This window comes from Rhodococcus sp. ACPA1, from assembly GCF_002300195.1.
Lineage (GTDB): Bacteria > Actinomycetota > Actinomycetes > Mycobacteriales > Mycobacteriaceae > Rhodococcus_F > Rhodococcus_F opacus.
Window position 1 is genome coordinate 143,255 of the sequence record NZ_NSDX01000008.1, and the last position, 21,950, is coordinate 165,204.

24 protein-coding genes and 4 pseudogenes are annotated in these 21,950 nt (G+C 65.0%); 12 read left to right on the forward strand and 16 right to left on the reverse strand.

Annotation, left to right across the window (positions count from 1 at the left end):
* Nucleotides 1-136: 136 nt before the first annotated feature.
* A pseudogene (locus CJ177_RS33620) lies at nucleotides 137-2,015 on the reverse strand (RNB domain-containing ribonuclease).
* A gap of 264 nt (nucleotides 2,016-2,279) precedes the next feature.
* Here CJ177_RS33620 and CJ177_RS33625 point away from each other — a divergent pair.
* Entirely contained in the window at nucleotides 2,280-2,555 is a 276-nt protein-coding gene (locus CJ177_RS33625; RefSeq protein ID WP_095869637.1) for a response regulator transcription factor, read from the forward strand.
* Nucleotides 2,556-2,814: 259 nt separating this feature from the next.
* On the opposite strand, the gene CJ177_RS33630 is transcribed toward CJ177_RS33625, so the two are convergent.
* The 7 genes from CJ177_RS33630 to CJ177_RS33660 form a co-directional block, all read right to left on the reverse strand.
* Nucleotides 2,815-3,501 carry a 3,4-dihydroxy-2-butanone-4-phosphate synthase gene (locus tag CJ177_RS33630; protein WP_095869638.1) on the reverse strand — a complete coding sequence of 229 codons (687 nt, stop codon included), beginning with the start codon at nucleotides 3,499-3,501 and terminating at the stop codon, nucleotides 2,815-2,817.
* Nucleotides 3,502-3,554: 53 nt separating this feature from the next.
* Complete coding sequence (locus tag CJ177_RS33635; RefSeq protein ID WP_095869639.1) at nucleotides 3,555-3,887, reverse strand: Dabb family protein; 333 nt, start codon at nucleotides 3,885-3,887, stop codon at nucleotides 3,555-3,557.
* A complete protein-coding gene (locus CJ177_RS33640; protein WP_095869640.1) occupies nucleotides 3,884-4,996 on the reverse strand; it encodes a maleylacetate reductase in 1,113 nt (370 codons plus the stop codon). The genes CJ177_RS33635 and CJ177_RS33640 overlap by 4 nt, the downstream gene beginning before the upstream one ends.
* Nucleotides 4,986-5,885 carry a dioxygenase gene (locus CJ177_RS33645; protein ID WP_095869641.1) on the reverse strand — a complete coding sequence of 300 codons (900 nt, stop codon included), beginning with the start codon at nucleotides 5,883-5,885 and terminating at the stop codon, nucleotides 4,986-4,988. Before CJ177_RS33645 ends, CJ177_RS33640 begins: the two co-directional genes overlap by 11 nt.
* Nucleotides 5,882-6,175, reverse strand: a complete 294-nt coding sequence (locus tag CJ177_RS33650) for an antibiotic biosynthesis monooxygenase (RefSeq protein WP_095869642.1) — start codon at nucleotides 6,173-6,175, stop codon at nucleotides 5,882-5,884. The genes CJ177_RS33645 and CJ177_RS33650 overlap by 4 nt, the downstream gene beginning before the upstream one ends.
* A gap of 45 nt (nucleotides 6,176-6,220) precedes the next feature.
* A complete protein-coding gene (locus tag CJ177_RS33655; RefSeq protein ID WP_257014801.1) occupies nucleotides 6,221-6,676 on the reverse strand; it encodes a flavin reductase family protein in 456 nt (151 codons plus the stop codon).
* 62 nt (nucleotides 6,677-6,738) lie between these two features.
* A complete protein-coding gene (locus tag CJ177_RS33660) occupies nucleotides 6,739-7,965 on the reverse strand; it encodes an acyl-CoA dehydrogenase family protein (protein WP_095869644.1) in 1,227 nt (408 codons plus the stop codon).
* Between the two features lie 160 nt (nucleotides 7,966-8,125).
* Between CJ177_RS33660 and CJ177_RS33665 the strand changes: the two genes are divergently transcribed.
* The 3 genes from CJ177_RS33665 (at nucleotide 8,126) to CJ177_RS33675 (ending at nucleotide 11,215) form a co-directional block, all read left to right on the forward strand.
* The gene (locus tag CJ177_RS33665; RefSeq protein ID WP_095869981.1) at nucleotides 8,126-9,226 is read left to right on the forward strand and encodes an AraC family transcriptional regulator; all 1,101 of its coding nucleotides are present in this window, start codon (nucleotides 8,126-8,128) and stop codon (nucleotides 9,224-9,226) included.
* 236 nt (nucleotides 9,227-9,462) lie between these two features.
* Complete coding sequence (locus CJ177_RS33670; RefSeq protein WP_095869645.1) at nucleotides 9,463-9,831, forward strand: WhiB family transcriptional regulator; 369 nt, start codon at nucleotides 9,463-9,465, stop codon at nucleotides 9,829-9,831.
* A gap of 211 nt (nucleotides 9,832-10,042) precedes the next feature.
* Nucleotides 10,043-11,215 (forward strand): NADP-dependent malic enzyme, encoded by a 1,173-nt coding sequence (locus CJ177_RS33675; protein WP_306453420.1) that lies wholly within the window; start codon nucleotides 10,043-10,045, stop codon nucleotides 11,213-11,215.
* Nucleotides 11,216-11,750: 535 nt separating this feature from the next.
* Here the strand turns inward: CJ177_RS33675 and CJ177_RS33685 are convergent.
* The 3 genes from CJ177_RS33685 to CJ177_RS33695 form a co-directional block, all read right to left on the reverse strand.
* Nucleotides 11,751-12,191, reverse strand: a complete 441-nt coding sequence (locus tag CJ177_RS33685; protein WP_095869647.1) for an SRPBCC family protein — start codon at nucleotides 12,189-12,191, stop codon at nucleotides 11,751-11,753.
* Between the two features lie 730 nt (nucleotides 12,192-12,921).
* The gene (locus CJ177_RS33690) at nucleotides 12,922-13,401 is read right to left on the reverse strand and encodes an SRPBCC family protein (RefSeq protein ID WP_095869648.1); all 480 of its coding nucleotides are present in this window, start codon (nucleotides 13,399-13,401) and stop codon (nucleotides 12,922-12,924) included.
* 488 nt (nucleotides 13,402-13,889) lie between these two features.
* The gene (locus CJ177_RS33695) at nucleotides 13,890-14,390 is read right to left on the reverse strand and encodes a hypothetical protein (RefSeq protein WP_095869649.1); all 501 of its coding nucleotides are present in this window, start codon (nucleotides 14,388-14,390) and stop codon (nucleotides 13,890-13,892) included.
* Nucleotides 14,391-14,608: 218 nt separating this feature from the next.
* Here CJ177_RS33695 and CJ177_RS33700 point away from each other — a divergent pair, with 218 nt between their 5' ends.
* Nucleotides 14,609-15,100, forward strand: a complete 492-nt coding sequence (locus CJ177_RS33700; protein ID WP_306453416.1) for a serine/threonine protein kinase — start codon at nucleotides 14,609-14,611, stop codon at nucleotides 15,098-15,100.
* 86 nt (nucleotides 15,101-15,186) lie between these two features.
* Here CJ177_RS33700 and CJ177_RS33705 read toward each other — a convergent pair whose 3' ends face one another.
* Nucleotides 15,187-15,384: a hypothetical protein gene (locus CJ177_RS33705; RefSeq protein WP_095869651.1), complete on the reverse strand. Its 198-nt coding sequence runs from the start codon at nucleotides 15,382-15,384 to the stop codon at nucleotides 15,187-15,189.
* 239 nt (nucleotides 15,385-15,623) lie between these two features.
* Between CJ177_RS33705 and CJ177_RS33710 the strand changes: the two genes are divergently transcribed.
* From CJ177_RS33710 to CJ177_RS33730, 5 genes and pseudogenes are all read left to right on the forward strand, one after another.
* Nucleotides 15,624-15,866, forward strand: coding sequence for a three-helix bundle dimerization domain-containing protein (locus CJ177_RS33710; RefSeq protein ID WP_095869652.1), 243 nt, complete (start codon nucleotides 15,624-15,626; stop codon nucleotides 15,864-15,866).
* 30 nt (nucleotides 15,867-15,896) lie between these two features.
* Nucleotides 15,897-16,148 (forward strand): annotated as a pseudogene (locus tag CJ177_RS33715) (penicillin-binding protein); the annotation flags it as partial.
* Nucleotides 16,148-16,510: pseudogene (locus tag CJ177_RS33720) on the forward strand (hypothetical protein); the annotation flags it as partial. The pseudogenes CJ177_RS33715 and CJ177_RS33720, both read left to right, overlap by 1 nt.
* Before the next feature lie 243 nt (nucleotides 16,511-16,753).
* Complete coding sequence (locus tag CJ177_RS33725) at nucleotides 16,754-17,017, forward strand: hypothetical protein (protein WP_009476007.1); 264 nt, start codon at nucleotides 16,754-16,756, stop codon at nucleotides 17,015-17,017.
* Nucleotides 17,018-17,748: 731 nt separating this feature from the next.
* Nucleotides 17,749-17,928 carry a YegP family protein gene (locus CJ177_RS33730; protein WP_072948217.1) on the forward strand — a complete coding sequence of 60 codons (180 nt, stop codon included), beginning with the start codon at nucleotides 17,749-17,751 and terminating at the stop codon, nucleotides 17,926-17,928.
* 48 nt (nucleotides 17,929-17,976) lie between these two features.
* Here CJ177_RS33730 and CJ177_RS33735 read toward each other — a convergent pair whose 3' ends face one another.
* Nucleotides 17,977-18,261 carry a hypothetical protein gene (locus tag CJ177_RS33735; protein ID WP_095869653.1) on the reverse strand — a complete coding sequence of 95 codons (285 nt, stop codon included), beginning with the start codon at nucleotides 18,259-18,261 and terminating at the stop codon, nucleotides 17,977-17,979.
* 281 nt (nucleotides 18,262-18,542) lie between these two features.
* Complete coding sequence (locus CJ177_RS33740; RefSeq protein ID WP_143548744.1) at nucleotides 18,543-18,911, reverse strand: hypothetical protein; 369 nt, start codon at nucleotides 18,909-18,911, stop codon at nucleotides 18,543-18,545.
* A 248-nt stretch (nucleotides 18,912-19,159) separates the two neighbouring features.
* On the opposite strand from CJ177_RS33740, the pseudogene CJ177_RS48645 reads away from it, so the two are divergent.
* Nucleotides 19,160-19,735: pseudogene (locus CJ177_RS48645) on the forward strand (IS5 family transposase); the annotation flags it as partial.
* A gap of 344 nt (nucleotides 19,736-20,079) precedes the next feature.
* On the opposite strand, the gene CJ177_RS33750 reads toward CJ177_RS48645, so the two are convergent.
* On the reverse strand, nucleotides 20,080-20,670 hold the full coding sequence (locus CJ177_RS33750; protein ID WP_095869656.1) for a GNAT family N-acetyltransferase: 591 nt from the start codon (nucleotides 20,668-20,670) through the stop codon (nucleotides 20,080-20,082).
* On the reverse strand, nucleotides 20,667-21,275 hold the full coding sequence (locus CJ177_RS33755) for a TetR/AcrR family transcriptional regulator (protein WP_095869657.1): 609 nt from the start codon (nucleotides 21,273-21,275) through the stop codon (nucleotides 20,667-20,669). The genes CJ177_RS33750 and CJ177_RS33755 overlap by 4 nt, the downstream gene beginning before the upstream one ends.
* Nucleotides 21,276-21,331: 56 nt before the next feature.
* Here CJ177_RS33755 and CJ177_RS47610 point away from each other — a divergent pair, with 56 nt between their 5' ends.
* Entirely contained in the window at nucleotides 21,332-21,847 is a 516-nt protein-coding gene (locus CJ177_RS47610; protein WP_179443337.1) for a hypothetical protein, read from the forward strand.
* The last annotated feature ends 103 nt before the right edge of the window (nucleotides 21,848-21,950 follow it).

Genomic DNA, 21,950 nt, shown 5'->3' on the forward strand with positions numbered 1-21,950 from the left:
AGTCGTTTCCGCAAGTCAGCATCGTGGAACCGGTGCTACCCCGGAGGCGCTTCTATCTTGTCTAGCACTCCTCGCAATGCCGGAAGCTCGGTGGGGTCGGATAGCAGGAACCCCTTCGGGCAGACACCCGTCGTCTTCAGCGCTGTCTAAAAAGTGTCTCGATGAGCGCGGTGGCCGATGCGGTCTTCGCCGCGGTTTTCGTGGTCGTGGTGGCGGTGGCGGTGTGGCCGGCGAGCGCACGGTGGCGGTGAACCGAGGTGCGTGCGCGGGCCCCTCCGTGCAGAAGTTCCACTCAGGTGGGGGCTGGTTGTTGTTCTGGGCGAGACTCATCAGCCAAGCGGTCGGGTTGGACAGTGCCTTGGACTTCTTTGCCCCGTCCAGGTTCAGCGCGGCCGTAGTCGTCGTTCGGTGTGGGGCACCGGAGGCGGCGAGGCCGGAAATCATCGGCGCCGGTGGGGAAGTCGTGGGTTGCGGAGATACCTGGGTGGTGGGCCATTCCGGGTCCGCGCGGGGTGGTCGGTGCAGGTCAGCTGCGCGCGTACTGCCGCCCAGATAGCGGACTGTTCAGCCGGTTTCTTCGCGGCCGCCGTGGCCCACGGTCCGCGAATGTTCAGGTGGGTAGCGCGGGCGGCGAACAGTGGGTTGTGGTCGGCACCGTTGCGCCGGATCTCCACGTCGGTGGGGGGTTGGTCGGGGTGGGCTTGCCGCCACACCGACACCACGCTGGGGCCCATCTCCGGATGGGTGTCGGCGAGGGTGTCCAGGACACGGAGCTGGATCGGAAGCCAGGTCGGGTCGGCGGCGTCGATCAGGACCGCGACGTCCGGGGCGGTCATCAGGTCGGCGTCGACACGGCGGGCGAGCTCGGCGGTGAGTTCGGCCCGAAGTGGTCCAGTGGCTTCGGCTTTGAGGACCTTGTGGAATCGTCGACTGTCGAGGGCGGTGAGATCGGCGGTGGTCGCCTGTTCGGCGACGATGCGTTGGTCGGCGTGCTTGAAGTGATTCTTCTTCGCTTCCCGGGCGGCGCGGTTGCGCCGGTTCAAATCGGCGCCGAGGGCAGCCAACTGATCCGGGGTGTAGGGGGCGGGGGAGTGGTCGAGGTGGGCGAAGATGATCCGCTGGTTCATCAGGTCTGCCACCCGTCGCAGCGGTGAGGTGATGTGGGTGTAGGCGCTCAACCGTAATCCGTAGTGGCCGTGGACCGTCGGATCGTAGGTCGCGGCCCGCAGCGTCGACAGCAGGCGGCCACGCAGCTTCGCGAACAGGTCCGGGTCCCCGGCCGCGGCGGCGATCTCATGCATCAGCTCATCGGTGCTGCCGGCGACCGGGTTGGGCCGGTGATTGCGGAACAGGATCGGCAACCCCCGCTCGACGCACCACAGCGCCACCGCCTCGTTGGTCGCGATCATCAGCTCCTGCACGATGACGTAGGCGACGGTCCGCAGTTCGGCGGCGATCGCCACGATGGCCCCGTCCTCATTCGCTGCCCAGCCGCGGGTGAGGTCGTAGAACGCAAGCGCGCCGCCGTCGCGCCGGGCGGTCAGCAGAGTCTGCGCGGCAGCATCCGCCGCGGCCAACTGGGGGTGCAGCGGATGTGCCGGGTCAGACACGATGCCAGGCACCTCGGCGTGATCAACCGCCACACACCGACCCGCCGCAACCTGTCCACGCCCGACGGTGACGTCGACCAACAGCCCGTCGGTGGTGATAGTGCCGGTAACCCGCAGACTGGTCCGCACGGATTCGGCGGTCAGGGTGGCAGCCTGTTCCGCCGTTTCGCCGAGCATCGGAATGGTGCGGCTGCGCAGGTACCGGGTCTCCGCCCGCAGGAACGCCTGCTCGTCGGCGACCGACCCCAGTTCCACGACGTCGGCCACGCCGGCGACATGAACCTCCACCGCCCACCCGCGGCCACCGGGGAGGGGGATGACGGAGAAGGCGTCGTCCCGGTCCCGCGCAGACACCGAGTCGATCATCAGCAGCGTCGACAGGTCGGTCGTTGTCGGTGATGTCATGGTCGCCGCACCCCCTTGTTTCTACGCAGGTCCGACGATAACCAATCTCCACACCCGCCGTCAGCGACGCGCCTGGTGAAAATCACCTACCAGTTCTTAAACCGGCTCCGGGCACGACTTGTGTTCAAGCGGTGAACAACGGATAAAACGGATACTCCTCGGTGTCGCGAGCCTGCGTGTCGACCCATCCGGCTGGTGTTCGGCCTCGAATCACACGGTGTGCGTCCAGCGGCAAGCGCTGCGGCTCGAGAAGGTGAGATCGGTATGACTTCTGTTCCTGGCTCCACGCCCGACCCTGGTGAGGAACCGCAACGGCGGCCCACGCTGACGCCGCGCGAGCTGGAGATCCTCCGTCTGTGGCTGCGGAGTGAATCGAAGACTGTTGCCGCCTCCGACCTGGGAATCAGTTTGGGCACGATCAACACCCACCTGATTCGGATCCGGGCGAAGTACGCTGCCGCCGGCCGCCCCGTGGCCGACAAATCCGGGTTGTTGATCCGGGCGCTGCAGGACGGGCTGGTCTGCCTGGCCGAGCTCTGACGCCGTTGCCTCTGCATGCCCACGCCGCGCGAGCGTCGCGAAGGTGCGGCTTGTCGAAGTTGTTCGGTGCGGCCTGGGGTGCGGCTGGGGAATGTGGGATGGCCCCTGGTTGTCGCGTGGACGGCTGGCGTGCATGGTGATGCGGGCTTCGGGTCTCAGGGTGCCCGGGTTCGCCGGGTGCGGTCTGGTCTGTGAGACGTGCTGCCCGGGTATTCTCGTGGGCGACGATTCCACGGCGTCGATGCCGCCAGCGCGGTTGCTACATGCCCCTGTCGAACAGGGTGGGGCGTGTCCGGCGCTGGACGTCGGAGGGGCCTGCGGTCGACGTCGCGCCGACATGCAGCGGCAATCGGTGGGCGAGAGCGAAACTCGTCGCTTCATGTTCATCGGCCATCGCGGCGGGATGGCGTTCACTGACGAGGTCGGTGAAGACCAGCCCGCCGTGTCCGGCTGCGTTCAGGTGTAGGGCCAGTCGTGGGACGGCACGCTCACCACTGTAGCCGGGGTCGACAGCGACGACGACAAGGTGGCCGGGCCGAACCAGATCCTCGGGAACGGTCCGTTCATCGGCCAGCACCCGCGCCGTTCGCGCCCGGTCGGCCGCCGAGATCCCGGTGGTCACTCCCTGCACGGCGTCGATACCGATGCATTGCCGATACCCGTCGCTCGACGGGTGCGATGGCAGCGGGGGTGTCACGGGAATGAGCAGACGGTCGCAGTCCGGGGAGGGGAGTGCGAGCTGGAGAAATCCCGACGAGTGGCGGATGGCGAAGGCTGTCTGCGCGATGCTCGCGGACTGTGCGGCGTAACCCAGTCGCGCCCGTTCCCCGTCCCAGAGGACGACCGTCTCTCCCCGTGCCAGCGCATGTTCCACCGGTATCGATACGGCGGTTCGGTGCCCGCGGGAACCCGCGGCGGTTATGGGTGCCTCGAAGTCAATGGTCATGATGCTCCGAACAGGGGAAGATAGGAAACGGTGGTCGCCTCAGCGGTTTTGGATCAGTTGAACGCGATCTGGGTCGAGCTCCGGATACGCGCCACAGGTGCGATGAGCTCGGCGATGATGGCTTGGTGCTTCTCGTCGACGGCGTACGCCTTGTAGCTGGTGCTGTTGTCGAAGAGCGCGACGATCCCGAAATCGACAGGGTTCTCCTGAAGCGCGAGATCGGTTCCGGCGCGGTAAAACAGCAGTCCGGGCGCGGTGGTTGCGTACTTGTTCAGTGCTTCGGCGACGCGGTTGCCGTGGTCACCGTCCACGTCGTCGTTCCAGGTGATGTGCACGCTGTGGAGGACGGTCTCCGAGGACGCAGTGGCGGACGGGAAATCGTTCACGAGGGCTCCTTGCTCAGGACGTGGTCGGGTGCGGTGGCTGTGGTCGAGGGATGTGGCTGCCGGCCTGCCCATGCCCGCTCGAGAAGGATGTCGACATCGGTCTCGTTGACAGGTCGAGGATTGTGATAGGGGTTGGCAGTTACTTGGCGTGTCACCTCGGCGATGTCGTCCTTGTCGAATCCGAGGTCGGCCAAGGAGAGGGGCATCGGCAAGGACTGCTGGAGGTGCCACAGCGCAGTCCACGGATCGCCGTCACCGAAGACACCGGTCAAGGTGGCGACCATATCGGGGGCGAAGGGGGCGTTGAAAGCCAACACGTGGGGGAGCACAATCGCGTGGCTCTGCGCGTGAGGAAGGTTGAAGCTGCCGCCGAGAACGTGACACAGCTTGTGGTGCAACGACATAGTGGTAGCCCCCAGCACCGCTCCACAGAGCCAGGCTCCGTAGAGCGCGTCCCCCCTGGCCCCGAGGTCGTCGGGGCGGTCGACTAGGCGGGGCAGTGCGGCGGCCAGTGCCCGGGCGCCTTCACGTGCCATCATCGACACGATGGGGGACCGATCCGGGGCGTACAGGCCTTCCACGGCGTGTGCGATCGCATTCATCCCGCTGGTGACTGAGACGGAGACCGGAAGGTCGGTGGTCAGGGCCGGGTCGTAGACGACCGCGCGGGGAAGGACCGCGTGATCCCGGCCGGTGCGTTTGACCCGATTTTCGGTGATCCCCCATACCGGGGTCATCTCCGAGCCGGCATAGGTGGTGGGTACGGCGATGATCGGTGCACCGGTCCTCAGCGCCAATGCCTTGGCCAACCCGATCGCCGATCCGCCTCCGACCGCGAGGTACCCGTCGCACCCGAGGTTTCGACTGTGCTGCTCACACGTGTCGACGACCCCGGCCGGAACGTGCATCACGGCCTCCGCCATCACATCGACGACGGCAGTGCCCACCGTCTGTGCGACCCTGTGCGCCAACGGAGCCCGGTCGGGAGTGCAGATGACCACTACCCGACCGATCCCCAGCTGCCGCACCTGGTCGCGAAGCGGATGGAGCCCTTGTCCGAACGCCACCCGCATCGGGAGAGCGGCATAGGTGAATGGGTCAGTGGACATCCGTGGCCCCGTCCTGATCGGGGGCGAGAATCAAATCGACTGTCGCCATGGCAGACCCGACGGCGACACCGTACTGCCGCGCCTGGTCTGCGTCGACGGTGCCCAGGTCCCCGACGAGGGAGGGCTTGACCGCGAACACGGCGTCCGAATCGAGGTAGGGGCTACCGGGCAGGAAGATGTGCGTCGTCAGCGGTTGGTACCGGTCGGATTGGGCGATGAAGTGGATGTGCGCGGGCCGGTACGGATGGCGGTCGGTCGCTTTCAGCAATGCGCCCACCGGACCGTCGGTCGGAATCGGGTAGTGGCTCGGCGGAACGGTGCGAAACCAGAAACGTCCCTGCTCATCGGTGATGAACAACCCGCGCCCGTTACCAGCCGGCTGGGTTTCCGGTTGTTGGACGTCGTAGAAGCCCTCCTCGTTGCATTGCCACACATCCACGGTGGCGTGCGGGAGAGCCTGTCCGTCGGTGCCCCGCACGGTTCCGGTGACCAGCAGGTGATGCGGACTTCCGACCTCGTCGATGCTCTCGCCGAGTTCCCGGGTGGGGGAGACGGTCATGTGGAACGGACCGAGCACAGTGCTGTCGGTAGCCCCCGGCGCATGCTGATCGTTGATGGTCTCGACGAGCATCGAGACGCCGAGGACATCGGAGAGCAGGACGAACTCCTGCCGGACCGGGTCGCACTTGTGCCCGACAGCGGTCAGGAATTCGATCGCCGCTTCCCACTCGGGAAGGGAGGGTTCGATCTCCCGGACGAAATCGTGCAGGTGACGCACCAGGGACGTCAGGATGGTCTTGGTCCGGGCATCTGGTGTGCCATCGAAGGACCGGATGACCTCGTCGGTGAGACGTCGGACTTCGATGCCGCCAGTTCGGGTCGAGGTCATACCACGGTCTCCTCGAAGTGGACGACGTAGGGAGTCTCCGTGAAGAAGTCCCCGATGGCCGCCGCGAGCAACTTCCCGTTGGTGGAGGACGCGAACACCACAGTGTGGTCCTCGACCGAGTCCCAACCCACTCGCAGAAGATAGTGGCCGGAATGGTCGATGCTGCGCACGAGCTCGACCGTCTTGCCGCCGTTGGCGTCGAGGAGATACTTCTTCGCCCAGGCAAAGGTCTCCTCGAAGTCGGTGCGCTTGTCGGTATCGATTGTGATGTGGGCGTGTTCGTAGATCATGGCTGCTCCGTAGAGATCGTGGAGGAGGACGCACTCGGCGTGAACTCAGGCACTGACGAGGTGATCGAGGTTGAGGAAGGAGCCTTGGTGGAACACCAACGGCAGCTCTTCGCGAAGAACATGCAGTTTCTGCACCTGGCCGACAACCTGGAGATGGTCACCGAGAGGACGGGTCGAGTGCTTGGAGCACTCGAGGACCACCGACGCCTCGGCGAGGACGGGGTCACCGTCGTCGGAGGCGGTCCAATCGACGCCAGCGAAGCGGTCGGCACCCTTACTGGAGAAGGACCGGCAGCACTCGCCCTGGCCGTGACCGAGAATGTTGATGGCGAAGGTGTCCGAGTTCGCCATCAGCGGCCAGGTGGTCGACTGGTGGTCGACGAAGAAGGTCACCAGTGCCGGGTCGAGCGATACCGAGGCGAACGAGCCGACCGTCAAACCGACCGGGCGGCCTCCAACGGTGGTGGTCACAATGGCCACCGACGTAGGTACGTGCTTCATGGACCGACGGAACGTCGTCGGATCAACCTTGGTGGCGGGTCGAGCAGTGTGGTGGTTCACGGTTACACATCCATGGTGAGTGCGTCGTCGGCGCCGATGAGCAGGCGCCCATAGACCTCTTTGCCGACCTCGGGAGTGACATAGGCGTGCCGCCCGGCGATCTCGGCGTCGCGCCAAATCCGGTTGAAAACATTGGCGTCGGCGAACGAACCGGCCCCGTTGGTGGTCATCAGGATGTCGATTCCCTCCTTGACCAGTTCCGCCATGATGCCGGTGTTGTTCCGGATCCGCCCGCGGGTGATCAGGTCGGGGAGCTCCCCACGCGCGGCGGCATTGTCGATATCGGCCGTGGCCTGCTGCATGAGCAGTTCGGCGAGATTGAACTTCGTCGCGGCCGCTGCCACCCCCAGCTGATGCGTCGGCGAGTTCTTCGCCGCCGAGTACTTGGTGTAAGCCACCATCTTGTTCGGCAGCTTCTCCAAGGTCAGCTCCATCGCATGCCGGGCCAACCCAAGCTGCGCACCCACCAAGATCAACGCTGCGACCGGGATGAACGCCATATTCGAGTTGCGCTCGACGCTCTTGTGCGGGGTGTCGAACTGCGCCTCCCGCATCGCAACGAAACGCTGAATCCGGTGATCGGGGACGAAGTGGTTCTCCACGACGATGGTGTCGCTGCCCGAACCCTTCATCCCGGCCACAAACCAGGTCGGCTTGATCGTCCACGCCTCACTCGGAATGAGCGCGAGTGCCCGTGGATCCTCGCCCTCCTCGACATCGAGTGCGATACCGAGGGTGCCCCAGTCCGCGGCGAACGATCCGGAGGAATACGGCCACTGGCCGCTGACGATGTAGCCGCCCTCGACCCGCTGGGCCTTGCTGCCAGGAGTGAAGATGCCACAGCACTTGGCATCCGGGTTCGCCCCGAACACCTCGTCCTGCGCCTGCTGGGAGAACGTGGTCCCGAACCAGGTGCACACGTTCAGCAAGGCGACCGCCCACGCGGTCGAGCCGTCCCCCTTCGCGACCTCGGCGATGGTCTCCATCGCTGTCCGCAGGTTCTCCTCGTAACCGCCGTAGCGGCGCGGGACGAACAGCTTGAACAGGCCCTCCGCCTCGAGTGCGGCAATCACCTCAGGCGCGGCGCGGCGTTCGGCGGATCCCTGCTCGGCGTACACGCGGATCATCGGAATGAGCGCGGTCGCCTTGGCGACGACCTCCCAGTTCGGCCGCGACGCATCGGCGTCGGTGATCGCGTGGGAGGCTGGGGGTTCGAGCGTCTGAGTCATGATGATCTCCTCTACACTGATGCATATACGTGACCGGCGCCACTGTGGAATCGACGGTAGTAATGGTCCAAGAGCCACGAAATCCGCTTTACGCGATCGGATATCCGCTACCGGAAACGACGACGGCCGAAAACATGCCCAACGACGCAAGAGGGTGACGATGACAGGCACCGCACGAAATCGGGGCGCCGAGGACCCGTCCGCTCAGTTCGCGTTGTCGCCCCGGATCAACTCGACCCTCCGTTGTGTCACCGAAGACATCGACGAATTCCGCCAGAATCTGAACAGCGTGTTCTACCCGGCCGAGGTCAACCTGGTCGGTGACCGAGTGCGGACAGCTCCCGCGGAGCTGTCTGCGGTGCGGCTGAACCACCTCACCATCGGACGCGCCCGGTTCGGGAACGAGGCCCGGGTTGATCCCGGTGACCTGGGCACTTACCACGTCAACGTCCCAGTCACCGGTGAAGTGGTCTCGTGGTGCGGCGACCAACAGACCATCGCCACACCCCGACACGCGGCGGTCTTCACCCCGAACCAGCACACCATCCTTCCGCTCTGGCAGGCCGACGCCACCCAGATCTGCATCAAGATCGACCGGGCCGGCCTCGAAGGCGAATTGGCGCACATACTCGGCCGGCCGATCGACAGGCACATCCGCTTCGACCTCGACATGGATTTGACCAGCCCAGCCGGAGCGCGCTGGCTCTCGACGCTGAAAATCCTCCTCGATACGCTCGACGACCCGACCAACACACCTCATCCGGGGCTGATGTCCCAGATCGAGTACCTCGAGAGGGCGCTGATCTCGGGCCTGCTCGTGCAGCAGCCTCACTCGATGACCTCACAGGTCTACGCACCCACGGAGGCGAGTAATCCTCGAGCGATACAGAAGGTCCTCGACCACATCGAGTCGTTCCCCGGTTCTCAGTACACCATCGGCGACCTCGCCGTCATCGCAGGAGTCGGAGCACGCCAACTGCAGAACCTCTTCCAGGAGCAGTTCGGGATGTCCCCGACCACCTACATCAGGCAAATACGTCTCGAGGGGGTGCAAAGGGAACTTCAGCAAGGCGACGACACCACCAAGGTCGGTGACGTGGCATTCAGCTGGGGATTCAACCACCTGGGTCGGTTCGCCCAACACTACGAGCGCAAGTTCGGGGAGACCCCCTCCCAGACGTTGAGAACAGCGCTCGCCTCGTCATCCCCCACCCGCAACGCTAACGCCACCGTCATCAGCTCGATGCGATCGATCCGATAGTTGGACCGGCCTCGGCGATGTAAGCCGACTCGTCGAACACGAACACGAACACGCCTCGACGATTGCGCTTGGCGGACAATGCACTTCGCGGAATAGATTTCCCCCTGTGCTCGGCGGCGTCTACGGTCGAATCGGATCTGGTGCTCGGCACTTGCGACCTCGCGTCACGCGAACGGCGAATTGCACTCCGCGCCTGTGCAACAACCATTTCCATCGATCGCGATTCGGCACCGGGAATGTTTCCAGCAATCGTATGCCAGCAACGGAGGTGGTCTGTGGAACCATCGCAAGGCCTAGCAGCACTTTCGCCGATCCTCGAGGCGTGGGAATGGCAAAGGCACGCCCGCTGTAGATCGATGGATACCGATCTCTTCTTCTCCTACGATGGCGAAGGCCGCGGCGTCAGGGCCCGCAGAGAGCGAGCCGCGAAGCAGATCTGCCATCAGTGCCCCGTCCAGCACGAATGCCGCAACCATGCAATCGCCGTCGGTGAAAGTGGTGTCTGGAGCGGTACCTCGGAGACTGACCGTCGCACGCCATCGTATTCGAATACGGTGCAGCACAGTATCTCTGTATCAAATAGGACCTTCCCCATGGTCGTCTGATCGACACGGTGCCCAACCCGCTGACGGGGGAGGGCTCACCACCAGCCCGGTCGACACACCCTCAACTCGTCCGCGAGCGGCAGGGATGGCGGTTCGATTTCCCCGCCGAAGACCCAATCCCGGATCGGCAAATCATTGGTTCCGCGTGGCTTCGCGCGGACAACAGAAGGACTATGTAGTGATCACAACAGAGGCTCTTAACCAGGTCGAGCTGACCGACGAGGAGATCTTCGCCGGCCACATCGGGGGGAAGCTCTCGGTTGAGACCACGACCGCCCTCGATACGCAGCGCGCCCTGTCCATCGCCTACACGCCCGGCGTCGCGCAGGTCTCCCGCGCCATCGCCGCCGACGAAACCCTCGCCGACCGGTACACCTGGACCAGCCGCCTGGTGGTCGTCGTCTCCGACGGCTCCGCGGTACTCGGTCTCGGGGACATCGGCCCCCGGGCCTCGCTTCCCGTGATGGAGGGCAAGTCCGCCCTGTTCAAAAACTTCGCGGGCCTGAACTCGATCCCGCTGGTCCTCGACACCAAGGACCCCGACGAGATCGTCGAAACCCTGATCCGGCTGCGCCCGAGCTTCGGGGCGGTCAACTTGGAGGACATCTCCGCGCCGCGCTGCTTCGAAATCGAACAGCGCGTCATCGAGGCCCTGGACTGCCCGGTCATGCACGACGACCAGCACGGCACCGCCATCGTCGTCCTGGCCGCCCTCAAGGGTGCGGTCACAGTCCAGGACCGCGACATCCACCAGCTGCGGGTCGTCATCTCCGGTGCCGGCGCCGCCGGTGTCGCCTGCGCGAACATCCTGCTCGCCGCCGGGATCGCCGATGTCACGGTCCTCGACTCGAAGGGCATCGTCTCCGCCGACCGCAAGGACCTGAACGCGGTCAAGGTCGATCTGGCCGCACGCACCAACCCCGCCGGCCGCCGCGGCGGCACCGCCGAAGCCCTCAATGGGGCGGATGTGTTCCTCGGGGTGTCCGCGGGCACCGTGCCGGAGGAGCTGATCGCGACCATGGCGGAGGGTTCGATCGTGTTCGCGTTGTCGAACCCGGACCCGGAGATCCACCCGGACATCGCCCGCAAGCATGCGGCGATCGTGGCCACCGGGCGCTCGGATTTCCCGAACCAGATCAACAATGTGCTGGCCTTCCCCGGGGTGTTCCGGGGTGCGCTCGATGCCGGTGCCCGCCGGATCACCGAAGGTATGAAGCTCGCCGCCGCCGAGGGCATCCCCGTGGCTGTATCGGGCGCTTCGGTGCGCCGACCGGTCAACGCTCCATCAGCGGTTACGAAGCCAGATAGTCACGTGTACGGCAAACGGGGACCAGGTGATCGATTGGCCCGCAACCGGACATGTCGGGGACTGGGCAACCGGTAACCAGCTAGCCTGCGCAAATGAGGTTCTTGGTCGGCTGCTCCTACGTCAGCGTGGTGTGCGCCTTACTGATCGGAGTGTGGGTGCTTCCCCAGCTGTTGACGAAGGGACACATCGATGTCGGCGGTTCCCCTGCCTTCGAGCCGTTGTTCATCTATCCAGGGCTGGTTGGGTTTGTCGTCTGCAACATGGCTGCTGTGACATCGTTGATCCTGTTTGGACGCCGGAGGCTGGCATCGGTCGGTCAACGCCTCATCGCGGCTGGCCAGGTGTTTACAGTCACGTTGTTCGCCGCCTGCATTGCGTCGCTGTGGCTGCCATCGGCGACCGGGTGGGAGCTACTCGCCCTACCCGGGGCATTGCTAATCGGTCAGACCGCGGTGGGGGCCGGCTTGGTCTTTTCGAGATCGCTGACGCGAACCTGCTGAACCTGCTGCCGCGACTGACCTGACCGGTTGAGGATCGGGTAGCGGTTATCGATTGATGAGCGGACTACCCCTGCGCTCGCCTCCACGATTCCCGTATCGGGATCCGCAGACTAATCTGCATTGGCTTCGAGAAGGACCTTGAGATTGTGCAGGTTCGCGGCGAATTCTCGGCGGAGGCTCGCAGCGACCAGCGGGTCACCGAGTTTGAAGAGGCCTTTCTGCTCCATCTGCATGTGGCACGTCATTCGGGTTCCCTCGGCGGTCGTATCGATCAGATACTCCGCTTCGAAACGACTCGGTCCCGAAGCCCCAATGAAGGTGATCTTCGTGTTCGGCTCATAGTGGACGTACTCGTTCGTCAGCTCGAGCTTCCGTCCCATGAATTTGCGAACAACAACATGCTTGGTACCCACCCCCGGCGGTCCTTCGGTAACGCGGCGCACCTCCGACAGTCCCTCTTGCCATCGGGGAGCGTTGGTCTGGTCCGCGACAAAAGTGAACACCTCGTCGATCGGACGCGCGATAACGATGCTGTCCTCAACTTCGATCATGACGGCCTCCTATCCGACCTCGCACCGCTGCGACATCGATCGGGTGTGAGTGAGTAATACTGACCCAGTATCTCCGCCATGTCCCCGCTGGAGGAGTCTCTGTGAGGCGTCGACGCTGGCGGCAAAAAGGAGTACCGAAGCAGTGGTCCCCGCCACGCTCCTCAGCGGGACTTCAGGACGACGAGTTGCCAGGCGGTAGCGCACGCCCGCTTGGAAAAGTAAGTTCAGACATTTGGGAGTTACCTACGGAGAGTCTGGCGTCAGGACCGGGAGACGCGGAAGTCCCAGATGCCCAACCCTGAGCAGCAGCATCCGCATCCTTCGCCATTTCCCACATCCCCTCATCGAAGGTGTTGCAACGACCGATAGAGGGCGGGGGCGTTAAGTGGTACATCGCTAATACCGATCATGGCCGTCCAGAGCACAGGTCAGCGCGTTCGTCCTCGGTCCACGTGCGGCGGGTGACGACCCTCGGTCGAAGGGGGAGCCGACCGAGGGTCTCGCCGCCCGTGGACAGCGTGCGGATGGGGTACCCCGAACCGGGCGCACTATGCACCCCGCGGCGATGCTCACCTCAGAGCGGGGCAGGGTCTTAGATCGAATGCGTTCGACTCAGTCGCCGACCGGTGGCAATGCTGAGCTGATTTCTGGATCCTGCCATCGTTCCCACACCACTTTCACACCATCGCGGCACAACATCCACACATCACCCTTACGGCGGTGAGAGCGATCAGGACTCGTCGGGAAGTGCGTCGTCGGGCCGGTCGACGTTCCCGCGCCAGGCACCGGTTTCGGTGCCGCGCGCTTCGATGAACTCCTTGAACTTAGACATGTCGGCCTTCACCCGATGGGTCAGGACACCAAGCTTGTCGGCGACGTTCTCCACCACACCGTCCGGATCGATATCCATCTGAGCAGTAACCCGGGTGTGAGTGTCGTCGAGTCGATGAAAGGTGACGACCCCGGCATGCTCAGGGCCGACATCGGACTTCCACGCCACCCGCTCATCGGGGTGCTGCTCCGTAATCGTGGCGTTGAATTCTCTTCTCTGCCCGGCAATGTCCAACACCCAATGGGTGGTGGTCGAATCGATCTGCCGAACCTCCTTCACCCCCTCCATGAACTGAGGAAACGACTCGAACTGAGTCCATTGGTCATAGGCCACGCGGATCGGGACGCCGACGTCGACTGCTTCGGTGATTGTGCTCATGACTCGACGCTTACCCGCCCACCACCCCCCGCAAGCAGACACCCACCGGTGGCCCGACCCGACAGTGGCCTCCAATGCCGCGCCCAGACGATGCGGGACCGCGATCGCCCATCATCACCACCGCATCGGCCACGAGTCCCCGACCGGGCGGGAGATCGTGCGCGCCACCTTGTCCGGGTCTGCATGCCTGGATCTCGATCGACCCGAAGCGCATACGGGTATCAGCTCATCGAGCGTGTCCGGGATCCGTCGTCGGGTGCCCACAGTCCAGTTTCCGACATAACTACGACGGCAGGCTTGCCCTCAAGTCTAGGAAAACCTCTGTGGGAGACCGATTTCTGGGGTTTCCCGGTCGTGTCGGCGGGTGTCTTTCGCGTCGAAGTAATCGCCGCCCTTGCGTTTGACGTCGTCGGTACCTCAGGCCGGCTCGGCCCCTACGCGTCAGGGTGGAATTCGATCCTTGAGTTTTCGGCGCGTAGACGTTGTCGTCACGGCGTCGTCCGGGACGGCTTCTTCGGTGCTGTTCCGCGCTGCGTCCCGGACTTCGCTGCGGTCCGGCGCTTCGGCGCTGCCTTCGAGGCCGCCGGCACCGGTGCTGTTTCCGGCGTACGTGCCAGTGCTGTGGTTGGGGAAGCCGGCCCCTCCGTGGCAGTGGCCGGCGCATCAGCACCCGCTGTCGTGGCGCCGGTACCGGGCTTGTTCTGCGGCGATGTGCGGGGTTTGAGTTGCTCGAGGACCAGCGCGGTCCCGCCGACCGCGGCCACGATCGGCCACTGCACCACACCGGTCGCCGCGACCGCACCCATCGTCAACACGGCCGCCGGGGTCGAATGACTACCGCGCCGCGCCCCTTCCGAAGCTCCGGTGGCCGCGCCCTTCATGCTGCCGACCAGGCCGCCGACCGCGGCTCCGCCGATAGCGCCGAGGGTGGCCGTCGCGGCCTCACCGGCCCCGGTTGCCACTCGTGCCGCACCGCTCACCAGATTCATGACCGTCTCACCACATTCCCCATCGCCCGAAGATCGGCGTACCCGATCCGGACCGGGAGTACCCCAACCGTCGCCGCCTGAACAGGACACCCGAGCATGGATATGCGGCCACACCGGCGGTGCAAGCCTGGATGCACCCCTTCATGAGTCGGCAGCCGCCTTCAGGGGTGTGGCGTTGCCACCGCAGGGTGCGTCGGGCACCATCGAAGATCATGCGCATGCGGAGGTGGCCCGAGAACCCGGCACCGGCCTGCGGTGGCACCGAGGTGCATGACCACCGTCTCCTGGCCACCGGTCACCACTTGACGCTTCATCTGAACCGAGTCGTCGCGTACGACACCGGCCTCGCCGTGCACCTGGCGTTGACCGCCGCCGCCGACCCGGCCCGGCGGGCCCGCCACCAGACTCGTCCGTTGACCGACCCGCAGGACCTGTCCGCACGGTGGTCCTATCTCGACGTGTGGCTCGACGTGATCGACCATCTCGTGGTCGCCGACCCCTATCGTGCTCGCCCCGATGTGCACGCTGCGGCCGCGGGAAGGTGCACGTATCGCACCGAACCCCAGTACTGGATCCCCACCGAGTCTGACGTGGCTGTCCGGGCGATCACTCTCACCGCCGAATGGCGCGAGATCGGGCTGGAGCCCACGCTCGCCACCGTTGCCCTCGTCCGCCCCGTCAATCCACGACGCACGCCGTCGCGATTCTGATCAGGTCCGCTCACCGCGCGCGAGTACTCGCCGACTCGAGAGCGGCGGGAAACCGGAACGCCAGCCGATCCACCAGACTGTGCACCTCATACAGTTGCCCGCGCAGCATTTTGCGCGTCGGCCCGCAGCCTCTGCCCCTCACCGTGATCGACGGTGTCCGCCGCCCGTGCCTGCGCCTCGGCGGTGTCGATGCGGCCGCTCAAGACGTCGATTTCGGCGAGCAGCACACCGAGAAACATCTCTGCCTGGGCAACATCGGGATCAGCATGGTCGTACGGTGTCATCGGGGGTCTCTCTACGCGGCGCAACAGTCCGTGGCCAGTACGGCCCAAGGCGGCGAAGACCACGCCCCGCGGCGGCCGGGCGCGCCTAGCGTGCGCCCCGCGGCCACCCTGGTCAACCCACACGAGCTGCCGCAGGCCACAGGCCGCGGGTGCGGCCGTTGCGCCTCGCTGGATGTTTCACCTGGTGGGAGCGTGGAAAGAGGTTCCCGACCCTGGCCTGGGGGAGAACAATCGTTGTCATGGACGTCACCGAACAACAGCACATCGACGCCGTCCGCTCCCGCCTGTACCAGCGGTACCCCGACCTGGACCCCACCACGGTCGACTGCATGATCTATGCCGCTCACCACCGATTCGACGGATGCCGGATCCGGGACTTCGTCCCGCTGCTGGTCGAACGCGCCGCCGTCCGTGCCCTCGACAACCCCCCACCCACCACACGACCGGAATTCCGGAACGCGGTGACCGCTCCCGCCCTGTGAAGCATCCTAAATTCCTCTGAGGCGTCCCAGTCGAATTCCACAATCGGCCGGAATATCGCCGCCTCCCACAGCGTCGACGACGGAAAAGCCGTTGTGGACCCGGGTTTCTGGTTCTTCTCGCGCAGTTGCAACCCGACCGGATCGTTGATTTCCAGCGTGCGGGATCAGGTGCGCTACGCGCGCTTCCACCTCGGCGACGGCACGACACCCAAGGGAGATCGGTTGATGAGCAAAGACTCGCTCATCGCCATGCGTTCCAATCCAGGCGTCGGCGGCACGCTTCACTCGAGCGCGGCATCGAGCCGCTCGAGGTGAAGCCGGACGTGTGCTGGCAGCTGCCGATCCGGCGCACCCAGGAATGGGTGGAGCGACCCGACGGCGAGCAGGTCCTGAAGACGACGATCAGCGAGTACGACCGCCGCGGCTGGGGTGAGGGCGGCGCGGACCTGGACTGGTACTGCTCCGGCTCGCCGGACGCGCAGGTCGGCGCGAAGGCGGTGTGGCAGTCGTATGCGCCGGAGCTGACCGAGTTGCTCGGTGAGGCCGCGTATCGAGAGCTGGCGCGGCTGTGTAAGCGGCGGCAAGGCCTCGGCCTGGTCGCTGTGCACCCGGCGACCGCGGTCGCCGGGAAGAAGTCTCGGTAGCGGAGTGGCGGTCCCTGAACGTCGACCCCGGTGACAGCGTTATGGGTGTCTACGGCGCTCGAGGCGGTACTGAGGTAATGAGCTGGTGCTCGTCGAGCGGTGTGAGCCACCGTTGGCGGAGACGCGAGCACCGGAGTGCGGTCGGTTCGTCGTCGATTGCTAGGCCTGGCGGCGTCGAGCATGAGGTTTCGTCGGCGAGGTGCTTATGATCCGGGCGTGTAGCCGACCGGAAGGCGCAGACCGATGCCCGAGAAGAAGGATCACAGTCCGAGACCCGAACCTGGTCCGCTCGGCGCGGGCGCGCGGGTGCTGGTGCGCCGGCCGTCCGAATCGGCGCAGACCGGTCGGATCGTCGAGGACTACGCCGAGCTGACCGACACCGAGGAGCGTGGGCACGCCTGGGCTCCGGTGCATCGGTGGGCTGTCGCCCTCGACGACGGTCGCCTGGTCTTCGCCGACACCGACGACCTCACTGCCGACCCGAGCACGCCAGGATCCGCCGGGTAGACCGACCCTGGGCGGTGGAAAAACCACTCAGGGGCCGCGCCCCCGAGGGGCGACCGGGCTGCAGGGTTCTCCCCAGGGTGGCGGGACTGACCAGGTGTAGTACTGATCCGCCTCCTGCCACACTTAGCCCAGGAGGGCGACGGAGGAGTTCGTCGCTGGTCCCGGGCATATCGGGCGCCGGATGCGTGCACCCTGACACCGCCTGGGGATGGGTGTCGGCTTGTCGGTCGAGCGCCGAATGGGCGGGCCACGGTCGCGACGGCGGCGACTGTCTCGTGAGTGACACCGTCGGCCGGAAGTCGCGGGCCCGGGGACATCGGTGGCAGTCGTGTGGCGGCGTGGGTTGTGTTGGGGGACAGCCAAGCGCAGCCCCCGCCAACGATGAATATCAGCTGGCAGGGGCGCTACACGGTCAACCTGCACGTAGTGACGAGCGGCGCATGAGTGATCTTCGTGAGCCACGGTGGAGAAGTCCAGGGATTGTGATCCACACCATCACACTATTTTCGAACTCGTTGAGGAGGTGGCCCAATCTCCCACTGCGGTGCTTTCTGCCCCGGACACGGTAAAGACCAAGGTCGAACACATCGACTGACCTGCGAAGATGACACGCCCCGGGAAGGGGTCACGCGCGTCGCCGTAAAGGCGGTTCCGCCGCCAATGAGGGTTTGTTGGGCCTACCGTGAGGGGGCGGGTCTGCAACCGGCGTGGGCTCACGCGGAGGAGGGGCGATGACTGCGAAGTTCGAGCTTTTCAAGGACGCGGCCGGCAAGTTCCGGTTTCACCTGAAGGCAGCCAACGGCGAGATCATCGCAGCCAGCCAGGGGTACACCTCTAAGGCGGCGGCCCAGAACGGGATTGCGTCGATCAAGGACAATGCAGCCTCCGCTCCCACCGAGGATTTGACCTGACCCGAGGTGTGGCCAGCGGGGGTGGAAGGTATGCGGCTTCGGACGACGTCAGGGAGTGACGTCCTCCACTGTCTCAATGATCTGCGCGCGGGGGTCGTGCATCATCGCTTTGCCCGGGCCGGCCCAGAGGGTGTGTAGCTTCTCGAGCAGTCCTTCGGCCTGCTCCGCGGTCTCGAACTCGAGGTCGATGGTCACGAAAGCGGGGTCGCGGACGGATCGTCCGACGCGGTAGCGCTGAACGCCCGAGCCCTTGCGGTCCACCGGATCGTCGTCGAAGAGTTTCTTCCACGCGTCGAAGTCGCTGACCGAATGTTCCACGCGAAGTACTGGCATGATGGTCCCTTCTTACGTCTTCATTCAGTCTTCGCCGGAACGGTCGGCGCTGTCGAGGGGTTTGGCCCGGTGCCGGACGTTGCGCGCGGGATCGGTGGAGATCTATGCGCCGCGAACTGCCGTCGAATTGCGCTGGAACGTAACCGCGGGGGTCCGTCATGCAGTTCCGTGCGGAGTGTCTGGGCGAGACTGCCACTGCCGAAGTTCGTCGTGGATCATGGGCGAACACCTTGACTATGTCGGTGCGGGTGTCTGTGTTGTCGCCTCAGGCCCTGTCACGTTCAGCCAGCCACCCGACCCCACGCGCTGGGTATCTCCGCTCCGTCCGCGCAGTCGAAGACGGCCGGTTGTCCGCGCGCGTCGGCATGCTCGAGCGCCTCATCGAGGTCCTCGTACCAGTCGACGATGTCGAACCATCGCCGCGGACCGACTTCACGGACGAGCACATACTGACCGGGCCGGAGTAGTCGGCGCTCGGTCGCGGTGTTCAGGAATGCGGTCGTGAGGACCTCGACATCTTCGTCGAGTGCGGCGTCGTGGACGAGCTGTCCTGTCGGGACCAGGTAGCCGAACGGGGGACGGAAATCGACGGCGCGCATAGCACCGTCACCTCCGACCCAGCCGGGCTGTTGATGGGGGGCGCTGGTCATCGTTCGTCTCCTCCGTCGCCCCCTGCCTGCAATTGTCCGCATGCAGTCTGTGAGGATTCTGTGAGTTCTGGACATACAGGACTGGCCGCGACCATTCCGCTCGTGATTCGCTGCTACCCGGCGAACACACCTCAAGGCCGCGGATCGGTCCGGTCCGCCTGTCCGTTCTTCACGCCTCTCCCGCCGCCGTGGGTGGCCCCGGCAGCACCGGGGGATTTCGACGATCAGGTTGTTGCCTACACCGACGTATCGCCGCCGAGAGCGTGCGTGCCCACCAGCACGCGGCGGGCGCTCCACCTGCCAGACCCACAGGGGGTGAGTCGAATTACACGATTGCAGGCGAGCCCACCGATCACGCACTGGGACGTTCCCGAGGCGGGTGGACCACGAAGATCCACGCCCTCGTCGACGGCGCCTGCGCTCCGGTCGCGATGTTGCTGACCGCCGGGCAGGTCGGCGACAACCCCAGCTGGCGCCGCTGCTCGAGCTCTACCCGAATCGGCACGGTGGCACCATGCGGTTGCTCGCGGACAAGGTGTACTCCCATCCCTCGACTCGGAAACTACTGCGGAACAACCACATCTCGCACACGATCCCGGAACGATCCGATCAGATCGCACGACGGAAGGAGAAGGGGCTCCCGAGGTGGGCGACCCCCGGCCTTCGATGCCGTGCTCTACCGACACCGCAACACCGTCGAGCGTGGCTTCAACCGACTCAAGCACTGGCGCGGTGTCGCAACCCGCTACGACAAGTACGCCATCACCTACCTCGGCGGCGTACTCCTCGCCTCCACAATTACAACCCACCGACTGCGCAATTAGAAGACAGAACCTAGACGTTCATCGAAGCCGTTTGTAGGTTCCGCGGAGCGATGGGCACGCATCCAGTCTCGTCCCGTGTGACACGAATCCTGGAAAGTGACACGCGTGTGACATGAACGTTGGAAAGTGACAAGGCCCAGTGAGGTCAGGCACGCACAGGGCAACGGCGATCCCTAAATGGGCTGTCGCTATTATGGATCCGCATCACGTTGTTCATAGTTTGCCGGTTCGACGAATCCGGAGCTCGTCATCTCCGCCGGCATCACGCGGGGATCTGATCACTCCCAATCGAGGCCAGTGTGAGAACTTCGCGGTGATTGATCAGCGATCGTGCGGGCGCAGGTCTACGCCCGTGTGAGGCGGAGCGAGAGGTAGTGGCTGAAGCCGGCGCGACGCGCGAAGCGGACGGGACGCCGCCGGTATTCGGTGAATCCGAATTTGCGGTAGAGGCCGAGCGCGGGTGCGTTGGTGTCCTTGATGTCGCGCAGGATGAACTCGTCGTAGCTGGGAAGATCGACGATGTACTGCATCAGTGCGATTCCCAATCCCCGCCGCTGGTGGGTGGGGGCGGTCGTGACGAAGCCGATCTCGGCCAGACCGTCCCGTGCCTGCTCGGGCGCACCGAGGAACTGCGAGCGCACCACCAGGTAGCTGATGGTCCCGTGCAGGATCCCGAGATGGCGACGGAACTCCGGCAGCCGCGGTGCGAAGCACTCCTGATCACCGGAGGTGACCGACGCGATGGCCGCGGGCTGACCTTCGGCCAGGGCCACGACGAAACGGTCCAGAAGGAGCATGTGCTCGAACGCGGCGGTCAGCTGCTCCGGGTCGGAGGAGAAGAAAGCGAAGTCCTCGGCGAAGCCGCGGACCAGCACCTCGGTAATCTGCCTGCGATAGTCCTCGCCGAGCTCGTCACCACGCTTGTTCACGATCATCTCGTCCGTCCTTCCGTGAGCAGTCTGAGCACGACATCGACGTCCGGGTCCGTGAACTCGGCGCCGAGACCGACCCGAAGCGAGGTGAGACCGCCGAGCATCGCGAAGTAGCAGGTCGTGAGCTGAGCCGGCTCACCGTCACCGAACTCGCCGACCGTTTGGCCTCGACGAATCAGATCCTCGACGGCGCGCCACATCGAGCGGTGGGCGTCGAGGACTCGGGCGGTCTCGACGGCCGGAACACCTTCAGTCACAGCCTGATTGATAACGACCAGGAACTCTGCGGCACCATCGTCGGCGATGAGATCGGACAGGTAGTGAGCGGTGAATCCGCGGATCATCTCGGCCGGACACCCAGGGCCGGACAGTTCGTCCGTCAGGGCGATGAGACCGGTCAGCGCCTGGTCCAGCAGCTCGCCGTATACCGCGTCTTTGGTCGGATAGTGACGGTAGATCGTGCCGATGCTGACACCGGCTTCGAGCGCGATGTCACGGATGGCCGATGCGGCGTACCCGTGACGGGCGAAGACGCGCACGGCCGCGGTCTGCACCGTGCTCCGTGTTGCCGCGGTCAGGGCGGCGTTCTGCTCGGCGGTGCGTGCCACGCTTCCTCCATCAATGTAATGAACAAATGTTCATTTTATCAGAAGAAGGCGGAAGAGTGAACAGAGTGTTCCCACCACTGCTGCCGAACCGGGTCGGCAGCAGCGGTACCGGCGCGATCGAGTCTGGTGGTCACGAGGGCCCCTTCACGTCGCGGAGGCAGGCGGCGACCTTCTCGAGGCCGTCGACGGCACGAATCGGGTTCATCTCGGCCGTGCAGGGCGATGTACCGCTGGTTCCGCACGGCGTCGAGATTCTGTGTCACGGGATCGGATTCGAGGAAGGCGACCTTGTCGGCCAGCAGGTCTCCGGAGAAACGGTTGCGCAGCAGGTCACCGAGGACGAGGACGTCCGGGTTTCGTTCCACGACGGTTTCCCAACCGGCCGCCGCCCAATCGTCGGTGAGAAGCGCAACCTCGCCAGCCCGCTTGCCGACGTCCGTGGCCCGGCCGGGCGCATCCGCGCGGTCGCCGCCGCCATCCGTACCGGACTCGCGCGGGGCGACGATCCCGACCGCATCGAAGAGCGGATCCGGTGTGCCGAAGCGGCCGGACTTTCCCTGACATTGTGGTAGCGCCAATCCACACCAGCAATATTTTGGAGAATCGTAATAGTTGTCAGGCGATGAAGAATTCGCTCAGGCCCGTCGTGCTTGAGGCTCGGTGATAGGCGATTCA